The following is a 20,037-nucleotide window of genomic DNA, read 5'->3' as shown; positions in this document are numbered from 1 at the left end:
TTTTTGCGGTTGGTATTGTTCATGTTCAGATTTATCAAACCTGCGAACTGCACCTGAAAATATTATCTTTCCTGGTTAGGGGGCAAGAGTCAAGGGGCGGGGGATGAGGAGGACAAGGAGGGATGGGGGCGATGGGGGCGATGGGGGCGATGAGGATAAATAATTAATGACAAACCCCAAATACTAAACACCCAATTACTCATTAACCAATGCCCCATGCCCCATGCCCCATGCCCAATTAAAACCTTTCCCCAATGCCAAAGTTAATGCGGCTATCGCCATCGTCGCTAATACCGTAGTCAATCCGAATTGGCCCTAGTGGTGATTGTACGCGGACGCCTAGACCATAGCCGTAGCCGGTACCGTTTTTGTTGAGTAGTTCGGCAGCTCTGGTGCTAGTGCCTAAATCGCTGCCGAAGTCGAAAAATAATGCACCACTTACTACGGAAAATACGGGGAAGCGATACTCAACAGAGGCTTGCACATAACTGCGGGAACTGGTTAATGTACCGTCTTCATAACCACGCACAGAGTTACTACCACCAAGGGTAAAGGCTTCATAGGGTGGTAAGTCGCCTAAAACTGTACCTCCCTGCAAGTTGAAGGCGAGAGTTTGGGGGCCTTTACCAATGCTAATCAGCCTGACGGGAACATATTGACTATAACTACCACGCAAGCGAGTGAGGAAGATATTTCCTTGGCCTATGGGTACTGACTGATCTACGCCGAATCGGAGATAGGAACCGCTAGTTGGTTGTAAGGGGTTATTGCGGCGATCGCGTTGTGCGCCTAATTGGAATAACAGCAAATCGTCGTCGCCTGAACCAGATTGAGTCAGGGGAATTAATTCTGTCGGCTGTCCATCCCGATAAATGGTACCTTGGTTTCTGCTATTGCCATCAGCATCTTTGGTGGAAACCCGTTGATATTGAAACCCAGCGGAAGCTGTCCATTCGGAATTGGCGTAAGGATTAGCCGAAAGCGGACGGGTAAAGGTTAAACCACCACCTAAACGAACCACACGCGGGCGATCGCCTTCGGTGTCACCAGGGTTAAAAGTTTCAATATTGTTATCTTTGCCGTCAAAAATCAAGGAAATTGAACGGCGACGGAAAATATTCGCTGTATAAGAAGTCCGGTAGGGATCGCCACCTATCCAAGGATCTGTAAAGCGCAAGTCAAATAATAGTTCTCGTTCGCCTACTTGTAATTCTGCGCCTAGTCTTTGGTTTCTACCATTGAGGTTTTGTTGCTGATAGCTAATAGTACCGAATAATCCGCTAGCAGAACTGATACCCGCACCAGCCGCAATAGAACCACTGTTGCGTTCTGCTACATTCACTACCACATCTACCTTGCTGGGGTCGCTACCAGGGTCGAGGGAAACGTTAACATCTTCAAAGATTCCCAACCCAAATACCCGTTGTAAGTCTTTTTGTACGGTGTTGCGGTTGAATACCTGTCCTGGCTTTAGCTCCAGTTCTCTGGTAATAATATAGTCCTGTGTCCGACCCCGGATTAGTTTTCCTTGTTCGTCTTCATCCTGCCCTTCTTTATTGCGGAACCGGACTTTAATATCTTCTACTACCCCTTCTGCGACTTGTAAAGTTACAACTCCACTTTCAGAGACTTGAGGTGCGCCGATGATATTCGCTAGTACGTAACCTTGGTCTTGATAACGCTTGGTTAATTGCTTGATACCTTCCTGCAAGTCCCGTAAGTTAAGAATCCGCCCATACTGCTCGCGGAACACTTGATCGGCAGTATTTTGTGGAAGTACGGAAGCAACATTTGTCCCCGGATTGGCTTGGATTTCTACTTTTGTCAGGACTGGGTTTGGTTGGACAACAAAACTTACCCTTACACCCAATGGTGTATCTTCTGGCACTGCTTGAACATTGGAGAAGAAACCTGTCCCAAAGATGGCGTTAATATCTTCTTGCAGTTGGGAACGGGTGGTTGTTCTTCCCGGTTGGGTACGAATGACTGAGTAAACTTGATTTTCCAATTCTGGTGTTAATTGCCCAGTTTGGGGTCTCACTGCTACTTCTGCTACTAATACCCTGGGTTCAGTTGATTCTGTAGTTGGTGCTTGATTGTTGGGAAATAGAGGGGGAGTATTATTACTTGGAGCAGGAGTATTATTTGGTACTGGAGAAGGTACAGGAGCAGGGGCAGGTTGTGGCGTACCTGTTGGCGGATTATTGGGAAATGGTACTTGGGGCGAATTTTGGGCTGTTTTTGGCTGATTACTGGGAATTGTGACTTGGGGGGTTGCTGTCGGTGCTGAGGGCTTGGGTAATAGTGCGATCGCCTGCGGTTGCAGCCCCTCTAATCCCTTAACTCCCGTATTTTTAGCTATAGGTGGCAGGGGAATAGTTACAGATTTTACCTTTTCTGGATTTGCTTTCGGGAAGGCAGCAGCAATTGTTTGTGGCTTCAAACCCTTAAGTAGCCTCACTCCCGCACTAGGAACTGTGGGCAGAGTTGGTTTAGTTTGGGGAATAGTTGATGTTGTCGTGGGAACGATAAATTCTGATGCGCCATTTTGTGTGGCTGAATTGGGTTGGGCGGCAACAATATTAGGTAACATCACACCTTCTACCGCCGAAACCTGTGACGATGCCTCAGGATGATCTTTTTGTTGAGTAACTTCCGTTTCTGGCTGCTGATTTGTCGTTGGGATTAACGACTCTGTTGTCTGTTGCACATTGTTAGCAGTTTGTGCATTTGCACTGAGCGGAGTACCTAAAGGGGCTGTAATTGCTACAGCTGCCACTAGTACGGGAGATAAACGCATGTTATTTTAAGTCCTCTTCTCGTCCACACACCATCAAAAAGCAATTATGCTCTCATGTAATAAGGTAAAAAACAAAAATATTCTTTTTACCAAGGTTATTTAATTTTGGCTTTCTACTGCTTGTAAAACTCTTTGTAAAACCTCCTGGTAGGCATTTTCGATATTTCCCAAATCTTTACGAAAGCGGTCTTTGTCCATGACGCGACGGTTAGTATCTGCTTCGGCGCTGTCCCACAAACGGCAAGTATCAGGGCTGATTTCATCGGCTAAGATAACTTGATTTTGGGAATCTAAGCCAAACTCTAGTTTGAAGTCTACTAGGGTAATGCCACAACTGTGCCAAAAGCTGCGCAGGAACTCATTGATTTGCAATGCTAGATGAGTAATTGTCTCAACTTGTTCCAAAGTAGCTAGTTCCATGAGGAAGAGGCGATCGCGCGTTAGTAATGGATCTCCCAATTGATCGTTTTTATAATAAAACTCTACCAATGGCTGTTTGAGTATTGTGCCCAATGCTAGACCAGTTTGCGCACAGAGACTACCCGCAGCAATATTACGCACAACTACTTCTATAGGTACAATCTTCACTGCCTTCACCCGCATTTGATTTGGGGCAGGGCTATCAATAAAATGAGTTTTTATACCTTGTGCTTCTAGCTGCTGAAACAGCTTACTAGATATAATACAGTTAATGTTTCCTTTTCCTGGGATACTGCCCCGTTTTTGGGCATTAAAGGCAGTGGCATCGTCTTTAAAATCAGCCAACAAGACTTCAGGATCGTCCGTTGTATAGAGAATTTTTGCTTTGCCTTCGTATAACTTGGAATGAACAGACATGGTGAGCAGTAAATTTACAGGTGATGGGCAGATCTTCTTGCTTAAAGCTAAACCATTTTATCTTTAGTTATTAGTAATTAGCTATTACTTATCAATTAGCCTGCCATCATAACAAATAGACAGCACTCCTGTTTGATTTGTAAATTTACGCCAATAGGTAGGTAATCGGCAACAGTTCCCGGATTAGGATCGTAACAACAGCATTGGGTGAGGATAAATCCAAATCCCGCGACTCCACCCGCAGAGTCTTAGGGTTTCTCCTTAAGTACACCACGAGGATCGGCTAACGCCCGTCTAAATTGCATAACTACTAATCAAGGCAGTCAACAGTCAACAGTCAACAGTCAACAGACCTCACAATGAATTGTGCAACTTAAAAGCAGAATAGCTTAGTAGTAGAGTAAGTTCTTTTTTCAACTCTGAAACCGGATTCCCGGACACATGCTAAACTTTTTATAAAAGTGTATTTTTTAACAACGTAATCAAACTTTTATATGCAAGAAATAGAAATTATATTAGCTAATATAGTATATATTAATACATTATCAGTCCGGCTTTTAGCTTAGTTAATCAGGTTCGTGATTTCGCCCAATCATGCACTAAGATGAAATGAATTGGTAACTAGCTGGATCGATCAATCTAACTGTTGCCAAGGTAATCAAAAACCTTCTTGGTAAATCTTGCTATTTTAATGATTTTTAGCTTTGACGATCTCTGGTCAGAATTAGAATTGACAATTTCACCCAAAAGGTTTACACAAGAGGGGTTTAAATTTTCAATTACTCCCGACTGGACAAAACGGAGATGTAGAACGGCTAATGATTCAGCTTCAGATATAAACACAGGGGGGAGTTGAAGCAGTGGAGAAAAAAACAGTGACTAAAGATGATTTTCTCTATCCGCGTGGCCGTTACTATGGTCATGTGAAGCCAGAAAACTTAGTTTTCAATGCAAATCTACAAGAATTTGCCCAGCGCATAAGTTATATATGTAACTTAGAAACAGGAGGTAAATTACCGCCAGAGGAAGCTTATAAACAAATTAAAGAGCTTTGGAAACAGTTAAAACGGACTAAGAAACAACTAAAAATTGGTGAAAGTCCGTTTCAGGATGACCAGGATAACCAGGATGAACCAGAAGGATAAAGTTGTCAACAGTCAACCGTCAACAGTCAACCGTCAACATTAACCAATGACCAATGACAAATGACCAATGACAAATGACCATTTACTTACTCGCCATTGTCCAGACACCATCCCAAGAATTAGGGGGTGGTGTTTGTTTGTAATTATGGGCGCGTTCTAGGTGAATTGCAACAGCTTGGTCTTGGGGTCGAATGTGCTTGGCGTTTTCAAAGCAATCAATGGCACGCTGGAAATTACGCGCTAAATAAGCCATTCTTCCAGACTGATAGTAAAATAAAAACTCTTGGGTGGCATCATCAAGGGGATTAGTGCGATCGCTAATTAACTCATAGATATTTACAGCTTGATGCTTGCCTTTCACCCGAATTTTATCTAATTGTCGCGTCCAAATGCGATCACTGCACAAGTTATAAGTAAATTCGCTTAAAACAATATCACAACCATATTCTTTTGTTACACCTTCTAAGCGAGAGCTTAAATTGACACCATCGCCAATCACGGTGTAATCCATCCGTTTGTGAGAACCGATGTTACCAGAAACTACTTCGCCAGAACTAATACCAATACCAATATGGATTTGTGGTTGTGCTTGAACGATTCGCCGTTGATTAAATTCTGCTAAACGGTGGCGCATATCTAATGCAGCTTGTACAGCGCGCCAAGCATGATTTTCTGTTAGGGGTAAAGGCGCACCAAATACCGCCATTAAAGCATCACCAATAAATTTATCTAAAGTGCCTTCATGGTTGAAAACAGCCTCTACCATTGTTTCAAAATACTGATTCAGTAATGATACAACCTCCGCCGCGCCGAGATTTTCTGTGAGTGTAGTATATCCTCGGATATCAGAAAACAAAATTGTTACTTCTTTTCTTTCCCCTACCATTAAAGAATCTTCCCCCAACGCCATTACCTGTTCGGCTACATGGGGTGTGAGGTAACGATACATGGTAGTTTTCATGCGTTTTTCCTGGCTGATGTCTTCCAACACCACCAACCCACCGCGAACCCCACCTTCGGGATTTGTTAAAGGATTCACCGTCAGATTGGTGCTGCGTTCGACTTTTTGCACCTCACTCCCACTCAAAAACTTAGATTGAGGAGTCAGGGGTAAATTCCAGGGAATAAAAATATCTTGATTTTGGCGATCGCACAATGCCAAAATTAAGGAGCCAGGAATGTAAAGCGGTTCTCCTATAGGATTAGCGTTACTAGAATTGGGTATTTGCTGATTTTTTTCTCCTTCTGCTTCACCCTTAACTTGGTTCTCCGAACTGGGGACATGGTATAACCCCACAGTCAAATTTTGTTCGGGTACATAATGTTTAGCCCCTGTTTTTAAACTATCTTCCAGGCGCATTTGTAAATTCTCAATGGGGACAACTTCCCAAACAAAACGCCCTAGTAAATTTTGTTCCCACAAATGTTTTTGATTTTTGTGGGGATTATCGCCAATAGGACAACCAAGTAATTCTAAAGCTGCATCATTAATAGTGACAATTCGACCAACCATATCTGTAGATATGACCGCATCAGATAAACTTTGTAAAATATCTTTTTGATATTGTTTTTCTAATAATACATTTTCAAACAGGCGAGCATTTTCCAAAGCAATCCCTGCTTGAATATTAAAAGCTCGCATAAATTCTTCATCAGAAGCAGTAAAACTACCTTGTTGTTTATTAATTAATTGAGTAACACCGATTAATTCATTAGCAGAATTAAATACAGGTAAACATAAAATATTGCGCGTTACATAACCTGTTTTTCTATCTGTAGTAGGATCGAAGCGGGGATCGCGATAAGCATCGGGAATATTTACAGCTTGCCCAGTTGCAGCCACATAGCCCACAATTCCCCGATTGCAAGGCATTCTGATTTCGATAAAATTTGTTCCATCAGATGCTGCTGCTACTTTTGTCCATAATTCCCCCATTTCTTTACGATATAAAAATAAGGTGCTGCGGTCTGCTTGCATTAAAATTCGGGCTTGTTCCATCACTATTTGCAAAGTTGCTTCTAAATCTAAACTTTGCCCTAAAGTTTGAGTCGCCCTTAAAAGTGCTGTAGCTCCTCGTTGATTGCGTGCTGCAACATAGAAAGTTTGGCAACTTTCTAAAATAATGCCAATTGCTGCTGCAAAATCGCGAAATCGTTCTTCATCATCATGGTTAAACGGAATCTCCCCGGCTTTATTTGCCAGTTGTACCACAGCGACAATTTGGTTTTTACTACTCACAACCGGCATACATAACAGGTTACTGATTTTGTAGCCCATTTGCTTTTCTAATTCTGGGCTAAATAAGGGATGAGTAGCAGTTTCCGAAATATTTAAACACTTACCAGTACTAGCAACATGACCAGGAATACCAACAGAAATTGGCGTGCGTATTTCTAAAAATTTTTGACTATTATCTTGGGGAACCTTTGACCAAAGCTGGTTTTTGTCATAATCAACTAAAAAAATGGCTGTATGTTCTGCTTGGAGAATTTGACCAATTTTGAGTGTAATTGCTTCTAAAACTTTCTCCAGCATTGTTTCTAGAGCTTCATTATTAATTAATTCAATAGCTCTGAGAAATTGCTGGAATTCAGCAGTAATAAAATCTAATAAACAAACAAATTCATTAACAGAAAGATCTTTAACACGACGCAGCAAGGCGTGGGTACGATTAACTTGAGTAAGTTCAGTTAATGTAGCCAAGACGCTACCAGGGTTAGGGAGTGTCATGGAGATTGTTAGACGAGGTATGAGGGAACAGGGACTGGGGGCTAGGGGCTAGGGATTAGGGGCTAGGGGCTAGGGGCTAGGAATTTTAGATTTTAGATTTTAGATTTTGGATTTTAAATTTAATCCAAAATCAGAAATCCAAAATCCAAAATTGAATTGCCCAATGCCCAATGCCCAATGCCCCATTCCTACGTCCTAGTGTACGCAGCTAATAATGGCTATTTAGACTACTTTTGTCAACTTTTGCGAAAAAATTATTTTTTGATAGTAATCTTGTAGCTGGCGTGTGGCGTTTGCCCATCCCCACCTTTCAGCTTCTTGACGAGCATTTTGACGGATTGAATCACGTTCTTGTTTCTCCTGTAATAGGCGAACAGTAGCGGTAATTGCACCTTGAATATCTGCTGTTGGCTCAAATAGATAGCCATTAACCCCGTCTGTAACAATATCAGGAATTCCACCAGAACGGGCGGCAACTACAGGACAACCTGCGGCCATAGCTTCTAGTAAGACTAATCCTAATGTCTCTGTGCGGGATGGAAAGATGAAAGCATCAGCACTAGCAAAGGCTGAACCTAACTCTCTTCCCATGAGATAACCAACAAAGTTTGTATTAGTACCTGCAAAATGTTTTTCTAGGGCTGGGCGGTGGGGGCCATCTCCTACTAATGCTAACCGCGCTTGGGGAATTGCTTCGAGAATGGGTTTGATCCGCTCAATTTCTTTTTCGGCAGATAAGCGACCGACATATAATAATAGTGGGCTTTCGGGATGATTTTGTGAAAGACGCGATCGCATTTCGTCACTAGCTAAATCGGGATGAAATAATTCTGTATCTACGCCTCTTTGCCACAAATCTACCCGTTCAATCCCATGTGCGCTTAATTCTTCTACCATCGCCGTGGAAGTACAGAGATTTAACTCGGCTTGATTGTGTGCGCCTTTGAGTAATTCCCACAGTAAACCTTCTAACATTCCTAAGCCGTAATGCTGGAGATATTGCGGTAAATGGGTATGGTAAGACGCGACTAAAGGAATCTTCAGGACTTTGCTATAAAATATTCCAGCTAATCCCAAAACCGCCGGATTAACGACATGAATAATATCAGGCTGAAACTCTTCTAAGGCGTGCCCAATGGCTGGTCGCGGTAGCGCCATTTTTAACTCTGGATATAATGGCAAGGGAAAGCCACTAACGCCGTAAACTTTAGCTCCTTTATGTTCTGTAATTCCGCCTTCGGGGGCAATTACTAAGACTTGATTTCCATGACGTTGTAGATGGTCAACGGTGTGACGCAAGCGCGTTACAATACCGTCTACCTTGGGCAAAAAGGTTTCGGTGAATAGGGCTATTTTCATAAAAAACTATTCAGTCCAGGCAGATAATCCCAGCTTGTTTTGCATTTGTTGCTCAATCACAGGGTAAACTGTCTCGCGTAGCTTAATCAATTGTCATTGGTCATTGGTCATTGGTCATTAGTTGGGTTTTTAGGCTTGTAAGATGGTTTGATGCAATTATCAACTTAATGATGCAAAATTAAATTTTGCTCCTTGATAGGTGAGGATTTGTGTAACGCTGAAATTTTATAGGTAATAATTTTATCTTAGCTAATAGAGTATTATCACTTATAAAAATTTCTGGAATAAATATGAAATGTGCTGTTGAGAATGAGATTGATTCAAAATTACCACGTCTCCTCTAAATGACTAATAATACTTATTGCGCAGTTTTTATACCATATCCGGAACTATAAATCAGCCGCAAAAAAATTTGGCTTGATCTAACTCAGGCGATCGCAACTAAATTCGCCGCCAAAATAGCTATGTTTGGCGGCGAAGTCAGCAATTACTAGACAATATACTGGATATACAAAAATGGACTAATCGTCTTATTGGGTGAGAATGTGACGACCAGTTTGCAGACAGGGACTAACTTGATTTACACACAGATTTGCTTTATTTTCTATGCCAAGAGACTTTCGGCAGAATTTGCTGATTATCGACTCGTTTTTGATACTTGATGGCAAAGTTTAACAGCGAATCAAGTAGGGAATCAGAGAGATAGTGAGGTTGTAAGCCTAAATCGAGGAGTTTAGTGTTTTTAGCGTTGAAATAATGTTCTTCTTTTTCAACTCTGGGATTATCGAGGTTATTGATTTCCACATTTAATCCCATTGCGTTCCCGGCTTTTTTCACCATAATCGCCAAGTCACCAACGCTGAATTGCTCGGTAAATTGGTTAAAGACACGGAATTCGCCAGGTTGAGCGGGATTAGCGATCGCAATTTCAATACAGCGCACCGTATCCCGAATATCTAAAAATCCTCGTGTTTGTCCGCCTTTACCGTAAACAGTTAAAGGATGACCGATAGCCGCTTGAATACAGAAGCGGTTAAGTGCTGTACCAAACACCCCATCATAATCGAGGCGATTGATCAACAATTCATCCATTCCGGTTTCTTCAGTTAAAACACCATAAACTACACCTTGATTTAAGTCTGTAGCCCGCAATCCCCATATCCGACAAGCAAAATGGATGTTATGACTGTCGTGGACTTTGCTGAGGTGATACATTGACCCTGGTTGTTTCGGATAAGGCAATGTATCTTTGCGCCCGTTGTGTTCAATGGTGATGTAGCCTTCCTCAATATCGATATTCGGCGTACCATATTCACCCATTGTTCCCAGCTTAACTAAATGACAATCTGGGAAATCTTCTCGCATTGCATACAGCAAATTCAATGTACCAACTACATTGTTGACCTGAGTCAGAACTGCATGTTCGCGGTCAATCATGGAAAATGGAGCCGAGCGCTGTTCCCCAAAATGCACGATCGCACCAGGTTGGAATTTATGCAACGCTTTCTTGAGGAACTCGTAATTAGTAATATCGCCAACAAAAAGGTCTATGGATTTACCAGTTAAATCGTACCAGCGCTGAATACGTTGCTGAATTGGCGCGATCGGAGTGAGAGTTTCCACACCTAACTCGTTATCCCAGTGTCGCCGCACTAAACTATCTAATATTCCAACTTCATAACCTTTATTTGAAAGGTAAAGAGCAGTTGCCCATCCACAATAGCCATCGCCACCAATAACCAGGACTTTCATTTTTACCTGTTTGCACTCGCTGTAAGCTAAATCTATCAGGTTTGTGTCACCACTCAACCACCCTAAGGCAGAAAATCGTCATTAGGGAATAGGGGATAGGGAATAGAGAATAGAGGCTGGGGGCTAGGGGGACAAGGAATTTTAAATTTTGGATTTTAGATTTTAGATTGGAATCCAAAATCGCAAATCTAAAATCTAAAATTGTTTCCAATGCCCAATGCCCAATAATTGCTACAGCACTTTATATTGCTGGGCTATGTAGTAAAATAAACGGTAATAATCAGTAAAATCTTGGCTGTCGCTACGTCCTTGCCAATAGTATTTAACTTGACCTTGAGTGATGGTGAGAGTCATAGAACTTCCCTGCTGACCTACTTCCACTACCATGACTCCAGGTATGCCTTGAGCAGTCTTAAAGTTGGGATTGACTGTCACCTTTGCCTCTGGACTGACTGCTTCTGGTAGCCGATTACCAGCCCAAGACCGAATTATTACTGAGTTTTTCTGCGGCGAAACAAAGGCAATGCCATCACCATTATCTGGAGGTGGTAAGGCATTCCAGTTACTAGGATAGGGAAATTCAAAGCGGTAGCGGTTATTTGTGTAAGTCTTCCACACTACATTGGAAGCGTTAAACCCAGGTGCGGTACATCCCCACAGCATGATAAATAAAGCGATCGCTTTACCCAATCTGTAGGTATGATGATAGATTTTTCGCCCCAAACTATAGGCTGGAAGCGTAGCAGTAGACATTATTGCACCCAGTTAGCAATTCTTGGAAATTGGTTTTATTTTATACTTAAAATCTAATTTTGTGTTAAAGGAATTGTAATCACAAATTCCGTACCTTTTCCAGGTGAAGAAATGCATTCTAAAGTGCCACCATGTTGTTTAGTGATAATTTGGTAGCTAATAGCAAGTCCCATACCTGTACCTTTACCAACTGGCTTGGTGGTAAAAAAGGGATCGAAAATTCGCTGTTTAATATTTTCTGGTATTCCGGAGCCGTTATCAGCAATCCGTATTTTTACTTGATTTGATTTTATGAGTTCAGTATATATATGAATCTGTGGTTTTTCTCTGTGTAAGAATTTTTCTTCTGAGCATTGGCTATTTAGGTGTGAATCTTCCAAAGCATCAATCGCATTTGCCAAAATATTGATCGATACTTGGTTTAGCTGTCCAGAGTAACATTCTACTAGAGGTAAATTACCATATTCTTTGATAACTTCTATGTTGGGACGTTGACGATCGCCTTTGAGTCGGCTCTGTAAAATCATCAGAGCGCTATCAATTCCTTCGTGAATATTAACATCTTTAATTTCGGATTCGTCCAATCGCGAAAAAGTTCTCAGAGATAGGACAATTTCTCTTATGCGAATTGCCCCAGCTTGCATAGATTTAAGTATATTTGGTAAATCAGATTTGAGAAAATCTAGTTCAATTATTTCTGTAAAATCCTCAATTTCTGGTACGGGTTTGGGATAGTATTTTTGGTATAGTTCTAGTAATTGTAATAAATCTTGTGTATAGGCATTTGCATAGTTGAGATTGCCATAAATAAAATTCACAGGGTTGTTAATTTCATGGGCTACACCTGCAACTAATTGTCCCAAACTTGACATTTTTTCGCTTTGAATTAACTGAGTTTGGGTGTGTTGCAGTTCTTTTAATGCGGCTTTAAGTTTTTGTGTTTGTTGTCTTAGTTGGGCTTCCGAATTTCGCAGGGCGGCTTCAGCTTGTTTCCGGGCTGTGATGTCGCGAAAATACCAAATTCTGCCGTAAAAGTCACCTGCAGGCGATCGCACTGGTGCTGAATAACGGTCAAATGTCTGCCCAGATTTGAGTAAAATTTCATCACGGCTCTCTTCTTGGGGATGTTCATACAAATACTCAACTTTAGCCAAAAATTCTGATGGATTCTCTAGTTTGTCTAATACCCATCCTAAAAGTTGGCGATCGTCATTAGTTGCGATTGTTGATGCGGGAATTTGCCATAATTCAGTGAAATTTTGATTATATGATGCTACTAAGCGATTTTCATCAATTACTAAAATGCCATCAATAGAAGCTTCTTGTTGTGCTTGCAATATAGCATTACTGCGTAACAGTGCTGTTTGTGTTTCCTTGAGTTGAGTAATATTAGTAGCTGTACCTGTTATTCCTAAAATCTTGCCAGTTTCATCTTGTAATAAACAGGCATTACATAACAAATTCAAGCGTCTACCATCTTTAGCTAAAACAACAGCTTCATAATGATAAACTGACTCAGTTGTGAGTTGTTGCGGCAAAATATTTAAGCTTTTTTGCAGTTTTTCTGATGGCTCAAACTCGCTACAGTGACGCCCAATCATTTCTTCTGGTTCATAACCATAGATAGTTTTTACAGCCTGATTAACAAAGATAAAATATCCTTGATTATCTAAAGACCAAATCATATCTTGGCAGGTTTCAACTAAGTGACGGTACTTACTTTCACTTTCCTGCAAAGCTTGTTCAGCTTGTAAGCGTTTAATACCTAAAGCAATTTCATTAGATGCTAATTGCAATGCATCTAAAATTAATTTTGTGAGGGGATGATGAGCAAACATTGCAATTACTCCCACCAAATTGCCATCTAATATTAAAGGATATCCGGCAAAAGCAACCATACCTTCACGTTTAGCCCATTCTTTATCTCCCACACGCGGATCTTCGAGAACAGAATTAGTTAAATGAGGTTTACGTTCTTGGGCGATTAATCCTATTTTGAACATCCCTACAGGAACGCGCCTATGGGGCCCGTCAATGTGGGTATACATTCCCGAACTAGCTTGTAGTTCTAGTACATTTTCTTGGGGATTTAATGTCCAAATACGAGCAAAAGCAGCATCTAAATGTTTAACTACAGCATCTGTACAATGTTTGAGACTAGCTTGTAATGTAGAGCCTTGAGTAATAGCAGTATTAATTTCTACGTGAAATGCAGCTAAGGATACTTTTTCTGCTAGAGCTAATTCTGCTTGTTTGCGAGTAGTAACGTCTTGACAAGTTACCAAAATGCCCAATAAATTTTTTTGCTTATCTCTTAGGGGAATTTTATTAGTTTCTAACCACAGTTGTTGCCCATCAGCTTGAATGTATGGTTTGACAACATCATATTCTGCTTGTTGAGTTGTTAGTACTTGTAAATCTGACTCCCAAAACCAATCAGGCTGGTTTTGATTTCTCATTAAATCATAGTCAGTTTGACCAATAATTTTATTTATCTCATCTACACCTAGAATTTCCGCAAATTTTTGATTACCACCTAAATAAACGGAATTAACATCTTTCCAATAAGTTGCTAGAGGAATATTATTTATTACTTGTGAAAATATTTGTTGTGCAGAGTTAAGTTTAGCTTCTTGCAATTTTTCTTGTGTAATATCGCGCAGAGTAACAATTAAAAACTGATTACCGAATTCATCTTCAAAACAAGACCTTTTAATTAAAAAGCAAGACTTGACACCATCTAAATTAGTCCAAGATTCTTCTGTTTGATTAGCAACACCAGTATTAAATACTAATTCATCTTGTTTACGCAATCTATCTGCTTGATTTTTCGGAAAAATATCATATTCTGATTTGCCAATTAATTCTGCTGCTTTAAAGCCCAGAAGATGACAATAGGCTTCATTGAGAAATACCCAGTTATGTTGACGGTCTTTGACAAATAATGGTTCTGGTATATGCTGTAGAATTTGAACTAGAAACTCTGGATAATATTTGAGAGCTTGCATATTACAATTTTGTGAAAATCCGTCTAGGGATTATGTGTTTTTATTTAAATTTACAGATGAAGCAGGATAATATTTAAACGATACATAGCATTCCTATTTTAATTGATGTCATATTGCTGGTTAACAGGATTTATACTGCTTATTTTTTAAAGAAAATTCTGGCTGAGATAGCTTGTATTGTAAGGTTTTGATAAATAAAGTTATTTACAGCTATATAGTAATAATATGTGGCAATTCTAAAGAAAATCTGAGGAGTTGTTTCGGTGAATAATTTATTTCTCTCGCTAGAGGTGCTAATGAAATTAATTAGCTTTTAAATTTTTACTAATGACACAAATTAGATTCATAGAGTCAATTTTATATGCATATACTTAATCAAAAGTCAACAAAAAAAGCTTGGGGTCAAGCGATCGCTCAACCTGGATTAGAATTTTCACGTACAAATTTGCAAATATTGTTTGGTAATATACCTGAATGTTTACGGGGTACGATTTACCGCAATGGCCCAGCAAGGCTAGAAAGAGGCGGTATTCATGTCGGACATTGGTTTGATGGTGATGGGGCAATTCTGGCAATAAATTTTACCGATGCAGGGGCTAGCGGCGTTTATCGCTACGTGCAAACCTCTGGCTATCAAGAAGAAGCAACAGCAGGTAAATTGCTGTATGGTAACTATGGGATGACTGCGCCAGGGGCAATTTGGAATCAATGGCGCAGACCAATTAAGAATGTTGCTAATACTTCAGTGCTGGCATTACCTGATAAACTGTTAGCATTATGGGAAGGCGATCGCCCTCATGCCCTTGACTTGGAAAGTTTAGAAACTCAGGGCATAGATGATTTAGGTGCTTTAGATTTAGGTTTGGGTTATTCTGCCCATCCGAAAGTTGATGACAAAACCAAAGAGATTTTTAACTTTGGGCTGAGTCCGGGATTAAATGCTACCCTCAACCTTTATAAAAGCGATTTTACCGGAAAAATTCGCCAAAAAGCCAAGTTTTCTTTAGAAGGGTTACCTTTAATTCATGACTTTGTGTTAGCGGGAGAGTATTTGATATTTTTTGTCCCTGCTGTAAAGGTAAATAATATTTGGCCTATCCTGTTTGGTACTAGTACATACGGTGATTCGCTAAAATGGTGTCCAGAGGTAGGAACTGAGATTTTAGTATTCAATCGCGAAGACTTATCTTTAGTCAGTCGCGGATTCACTGAACCTTGGTTTCAATGGCATTTTGCTAACGGTTATGTTGATCCTAGCGGTACAGTCATAGTTGATATCGCCCGCTATGAAGATTTTCAAACTAACCAATATTTAAAAGAGGTAGCGACGGGAGAGACGCATACTCTTGCTGAAGCTAGACTGACACGAGTTCATTTACGCCCTGATACAGGGAAAGTAACAGCAATTCAAGAACTTGTAGATAAACATTGTGAATTTCCTGGCGTACCGCAGCAAAATGTGGGACAAGCTTCACGTTACACTTATATGTGTACATTTCGCCCAGAATCAGATATTAGCCGAGAAATATTAAATGCGATCGCGCGTTTCGATCATCACACAGAAACCTTTACCGTCGCAGATTTAGGCGAAAACCGCTATTGTAGCGAACCTATCCACGTTCAAGATAGACAAAACGCATATCAAAGCTGGCTGATAACTGTTGTCTATGATGGTAATTCTCATAGTAGCGAAGTTTGGGTGTTTGATTGCGATCGCTTAGACGATACACCCGTTTGCAAACTCGGATTACCTAGCGTTATTCCCCCAGGTTTTCACGGTACTTGGAAACCTCAATGAATTATGAGTTATGAATGATGAATGATGAAAAATAATTAATCATTCATCATTTTTGGTAATTATCAACTAAGTTTTGAGATGCTTGATGTAATTGTTCAAGCATCTTTTTTTGTTCAGTAGCTTCTAAAGCAGTGAAAATACTTGCATACTCTTCTTGGAAACTTTCTAATACATCACTCATTAACATTTCTATCAATTGCTGACGCTGATTTTTATCATTTTTAGAAACTCTCCCCAATTTAGAAATAACATTATTTAGCCGATTAGGCGTAACCAAAGCCAACATTTCCTGACTCAACTCTGCTTCTAAAGTTAGCTGAGTAATTATTGGCTGTGGTTTCATAGTCCATTTTTGTGCTTGATGAAATCGGCTATCTTCTGCAAACTCTGGAATCTTCTGCTTAATAATCGGACGGATTTTATCTTTACCCTTATCTATATATATAGAATGAAGTGGTTTAATCACAACTCCTTCGGCTTTATTGATAAAGGGCAACTTTGGTAAACCTAAAATTCCTGGAATTGTAGATTCAAACTCAATATTATATGCCAAAGCATCATTATATTTACCGATAAATAATGGTTCTGCTGCCATCACTCCTACTTGCTGAAATAGTTTAAGTGCTATGTCATAATCTAAATAAGCTCTTTGTTGTTGATTATCATCCTTCAGTACAACAATATCAAAAGCACAGTATTCGATTTTCGGTGAATAATAAACACCAGTTTGCACAGCCTGAAAATGACTGACAGGAGTTACATCAGGATGGGGATATTCGCCGCCAAATAATTCTCCGTAAATATATATTCTGTGCAAAGTCATTTCCGATTGCAAAATCTGGAAAATCTCTTTAACTTGGTACGATAATTTTGCTTTTAAAGATTGATAATCAAAAAAGTCTTCTCCTGACTGTAAAAACTCCTTCCTTTTCGCAAAGCGTACCTCTATACCATCAGTGCTGATACCAAAGTTAGCACCATGAATTTTTTCTGTTACTACCCAATCTGTTTTGTTAAACAAGCGGTAATCTGATTCCGTTAAACCCCATTTATGGAAATTTTCCGGGATTTTCTCATAAATGAGGTATTCCCATGTAGAAACTTTGCTACCTACTGCGTTCATAAATAGCACAAATATCCTGATTAATTAAATTTGTAGTATGCATTATACTACAAAAATTGCCGCAAGGAATTCTGTTAGCGATCGCCTGGACGATTAACTAGTTTATCCACTACAATTGACCCACAGAATTAGCTGACTGTAGCCCAAGTATAAATACCAATCCCTAATTAAGGGTATGAAAGCTAATTATGAGCTTAATTTAACGATGCTGGTAGAATTTATCTAGCATTATTTGTGGCTGAATAGGCAATGATAAATTGCCAAAATTGTTGTTTGGATATCAACAAAGTCAAATAATTATTAAACTGTATTACACATTTTTATTCGATTATGCATAACAATATACTTGAATCTGCTCGCAATGGAGATATTCAGGCGATCGCTTGTTTAATTGAACAGGCAATTTTCATCAAGGTAGAAGCGAAAATAGAATATCGGGTGACTCTGTTATTAAACATAAAATCACCAGATCCAAAAATTTGTGCCAGAATAATTTCTGTATTAGAAACCATTAAAACCCCGATTAAATCAATACATATAGCTGGAATAAATTGGCATAAATATTTTGCGCTGCACAGTGATAAGTATGTAGATAATACAAATCTTGTAAGAATAGTAAATGCAGTTGTGTTTGGTTTGATTGGCGGAACAATTGCGATGAGCGATATTTTTTATCCACACCCTACGCCAGTAATAGCTAAGGCTAGCACCACTTTACAAAGAACTTTTCAAGGACACAGTGAAGCTGGGTATGAACTTTGGGCAGATAAATCTTGTATATATGTCAAAGGCATCAAAGAATCAGATTTCGCAAGATTAAAAACTACATCGGAAGGCTATAAACAAGTCATCAAGCAGCAAACTGGGTTCCAATGCGTGAAATTTGAATAAATAGAGCAGTGCAATTAAAGATAACTAGTAAGGGCTGTCATTATTCATTAGTCATTGGTAAGGGTTTAAAGCTCATGTGCATTTATGAGCATTCTCTCGACTGCTTGAATGTTTTATCATTTGAGTATTTTCTACATAGACTATCAAAGTATGTATAAGTTTTGCTACGCTCGGTTTTATCTTGGTTGCAATTTATCTCTCACGCCAGCTGACGCATCCACAGAGAGTCCTCTGGCAACATTTAGATAGAATAGGAAGAAAGCTGAGATAATAACTAACACTGCTTAAGCATAATTGCCCATGACCACTTCTAAACGCCGCTATCACATAACTACTTTTGGTTGCCAAATGAATAAAGCCGACTCAGAGCGCATGGCTGGCATATTAGAAGACATGGGCTTTGAGTTTTCTGAAGATCCCAATAGTGCAGATGTAATTCTCTACAATACTTGTACGATTCGAGATAATGCGGAACAAAAAGTATATTCTTACCTTGGCAGACAAGCCAAGCGCAAACACGAGCAACCTGATTTAACATTGATTGTTGCTGGATGCGTCGCCCAACAGGAAGGCGAAAGTTTACTACGTCGCGTCCCCGAATTAGATTTGGTGATGGGGCCCCAACACGCCAATCGTCTGAAAGATTTGCTGGAATCGGTATTTGAAGGCAATCAAGTTGTCGCCACCGAGCCAGTGCATATTATGGAAGATATTACCCAGCCGCGACGGGATAGCAAAGTTACGGCTTGGGTAAACGTAATTTACGGCTGTAACGAACGCTGTACCTATTGCGTAGTTCCTAACGTGCGCGGTGTTGAACAATCCCGCACGCCGGAAGCCATTCGCGCCGAAATGGTGGAGTTAGGTAAGCAAGGTTACAAGGAAATTACCTTACTCGGTCAAAATATTGACGCTTATGGACGGGATTTACCAGGAGTCACGCCAGAAGGGCGACACCTGCACACCTTCACAGATTTGCTGTATTACGTCCATGATGTGCCTGGGGTTGAAAGGATACGTTTTGCTACTAGCCATCCCCGTTATTTTACTGAGCGCTTAATTAAAGCTTGTGCCGAATTACCGAAGATTTGCGAACATTTCCACATTCCCTTTCAATCTGGGGATAACGATTTGTTGAAAGCAATGGCACGCGGTTATACCCATGAAAAATACCGGAGGATAATTGATACAATTCGCCATTATATGCCCGATGCATCGATTAGTGCCGATGCAATTGTTGGTTTCCCTGGGGAAACAGAAGCACAATTTGAGAATACTTTGAAATTGGTAGAAGATATCGGTTTTGACCAATTAAATACAGCTGCCTATTCTCCCCGGCCAGGAACGCCAGCCGCTTTGTGGGACAATCAGCTGAGTGAAGAAGTAAAAAGCGATCGCCTACAAAGATTAAATCATTTAGTCGGCATCAAAGCCGCAGAGCGATCGCAACGTTACATGGGACGCATTGAGGAAGTGTTGGTAGAAGACCAAAATCCCAAAGATACTACCCAGGTAATGGGACGTACAGGCGGTAATCGTCTCACCTTCTTTACTGGTGATATTCAGGAACTTAAAGGGCAATTGGTAAAAGTTAAAATTACCGAAGTCCGTGCTTTTAGCTTAACTGGTGAACCCATCGAAGTGCGTCAAGCTTTACCTGTTTAGTTATGTAATATCTGAATTACAAATTAGATAGTATTGGGTTATCTAATACTATTCTGATCGTTATTGCTCGTTTACTGGAGTTTAGACTAAACACATGACAAAGTAACTCAGGATAACTGAGTGACAAGCTTTACACCCAAAAATGGAAAAATCAACGAATTAAGTAGATTGTGGT

The 20,037-nt window shown here is 40.1% G+C and carries 12 protein-coding genes; 4 read left to right on the top strand and 8 right to left on the bottom strand.

Annotation, left to right across the window (positions count from 1 at the left end; translation table 11 throughout):
* Positions 1 to 238: 238 nt before the first annotated feature.
* Positions 239 to 2,800 carry a BamA/TamA family outer membrane protein gene (locus tag AACW45_RS32805; RefSeq protein WP_190637311.1) on the bottom strand — a complete coding sequence of 854 codons (2,562 nt, stop codon included), beginning with the start codon at positions 2,798 to 2,800 and terminating at the stop codon, positions 239 to 241.
* A 99-nt stretch (positions 2,801 to 2,899) separates the two neighbouring features.
* On the bottom strand, positions 2,900 to 3,637 hold the full coding sequence (purC, locus tag AACW45_RS32800; RefSeq protein ID WP_190637309.1) for a phosphoribosylaminoimidazolesuccinocarboxamide synthase: 738 nt from the start codon (positions 3,635 to 3,637) through the stop codon (positions 2,900 to 2,902).
* Between the two features lie 875 nt (positions 3,638 to 4,512).
* On the opposite strand from purC, the gene AACW45_RS32795 reads away from it, so the two are divergent.
* Positions 4,513 to 4,782: a DUF7219 family protein gene (locus tag AACW45_RS32795; RefSeq protein WP_373462108.1), complete on the top strand. Its 270-nt coding sequence runs from the start codon at positions 4,513 to 4,515 to the stop codon at positions 4,780 to 4,782.
* 82 nt (positions 4,783 to 4,864) lie between these two features.
* On the opposite strand, the gene AACW45_RS32790 is transcribed toward AACW45_RS32795, so the two are convergent.
* The 5 genes from AACW45_RS32790 to AACW45_RS32770 all read right to left on the bottom strand — a co-directional run bounded on the left by AACW45_RS32790 (position 4,865) and on the right by AACW45_RS32770 (position 14,385).
* Complete coding sequence (locus tag AACW45_RS32790; protein ID WP_190637305.1) at positions 4,865 to 7,513, bottom strand: GAF domain-containing protein; 2,649 nt, start codon at positions 7,511 to 7,513, stop codon at positions 4,865 to 4,867.
* Between the two features lie 222 nt (positions 7,514 to 7,735).
* Positions 7,736 to 8,872: a glycosyltransferase family 4 protein gene (locus tag AACW45_RS32785; protein WP_190637303.1), complete on the bottom strand. Its 1,137-nt coding sequence runs from the start codon at positions 8,870 to 8,872 to the stop codon at positions 7,736 to 7,738.
* Positions 8,873 to 9,469: 597 nt separating this feature from the next.
* Entirely contained in the window at positions 9,470 to 10,624 is a 1,155-nt protein-coding gene (locus AACW45_RS32780) for an NAD-dependent epimerase/dehydratase family protein (protein ID WP_190637301.1), read from the bottom strand.
* A gap of 231 nt (positions 10,625 to 10,855) precedes the next feature.
* Complete coding sequence (locus AACW45_RS32775; protein WP_190637299.1) at positions 10,856 to 11,377, bottom strand: hypothetical protein; 522 nt, start codon at positions 11,375 to 11,377, stop codon at positions 10,856 to 10,858.
* A gap of 53 nt (positions 11,378 to 11,430) precedes the next feature.
* A complete protein-coding gene (locus AACW45_RS32770) occupies positions 11,431 to 14,385 on the bottom strand; it encodes a PAS domain S-box protein (RefSeq protein WP_190637297.1) in 2,955 nt (984 codons plus the stop codon).
* A 361-nt stretch (positions 14,386 to 14,746) separates the two neighbouring features.
* Between AACW45_RS32770 and AACW45_RS32765 the strand changes: the two genes are divergently transcribed.
* The gene (locus AACW45_RS32765; protein ID WP_190637296.1) at positions 14,747 to 16,183 is read left to right on the top strand and encodes a carotenoid oxygenase family protein; all 1,437 of its coding nucleotides are present in this window, start codon (positions 14,747 to 14,749) and stop codon (positions 16,181 to 16,183) included.
* Between the two features lie 46 nt (positions 16,184 to 16,229).
* On the opposite strand, the gene AACW45_RS32760 is transcribed toward AACW45_RS32765, so the two are convergent.
* Positions 16,230 to 17,306, bottom strand: coding sequence for an RNA ligase family protein (locus AACW45_RS32760; RefSeq protein WP_190637293.1), 1,077 nt, complete (start codon positions 17,304 to 17,306; stop codon positions 16,230 to 16,232).
* 330 nt (positions 17,307 to 17,636) lie between these two features.
* Between AACW45_RS32760 and AACW45_RS32755 the strand changes: the two genes are divergently transcribed.
* On the top strand, positions 17,637 to 18,197 hold the full coding sequence (locus AACW45_RS32755; protein WP_190637292.1) for a hypothetical protein: 561 nt from the start codon (positions 17,637 to 17,639) through the stop codon (positions 18,195 to 18,197).
* 300 nt (positions 18,198 to 18,497) lie between these two features.
* Positions 18,498 to 19,862: a tRNA (N6-isopentenyl adenosine(37)-C2)-methylthiotransferase MiaB gene (gene miaB, locus AACW45_RS32750; protein ID WP_190637289.1), complete on the top strand. Its 1,365-nt coding sequence runs from the start codon at positions 18,498 to 18,500 to the stop codon at positions 19,860 to 19,862.
* The last annotated feature ends 175 nt before the right edge of the window (positions 19,863 to 20,037 follow it).

The sequence above is a fragment of the Calothrix sp. FACHB-168 genome (assembly GCF_963889195.1).
Lineage (GTDB): Bacteria > Cyanobacteriota > Cyanobacteriia > Cyanobacteriales > Nostocaceae > Aulosira > Aulosira anomala_A.
The sequence above is the reverse complement of the archived record's forward strand: the minus strand, read 5'-3'. Positions and strand labels throughout refer to the sequence as shown.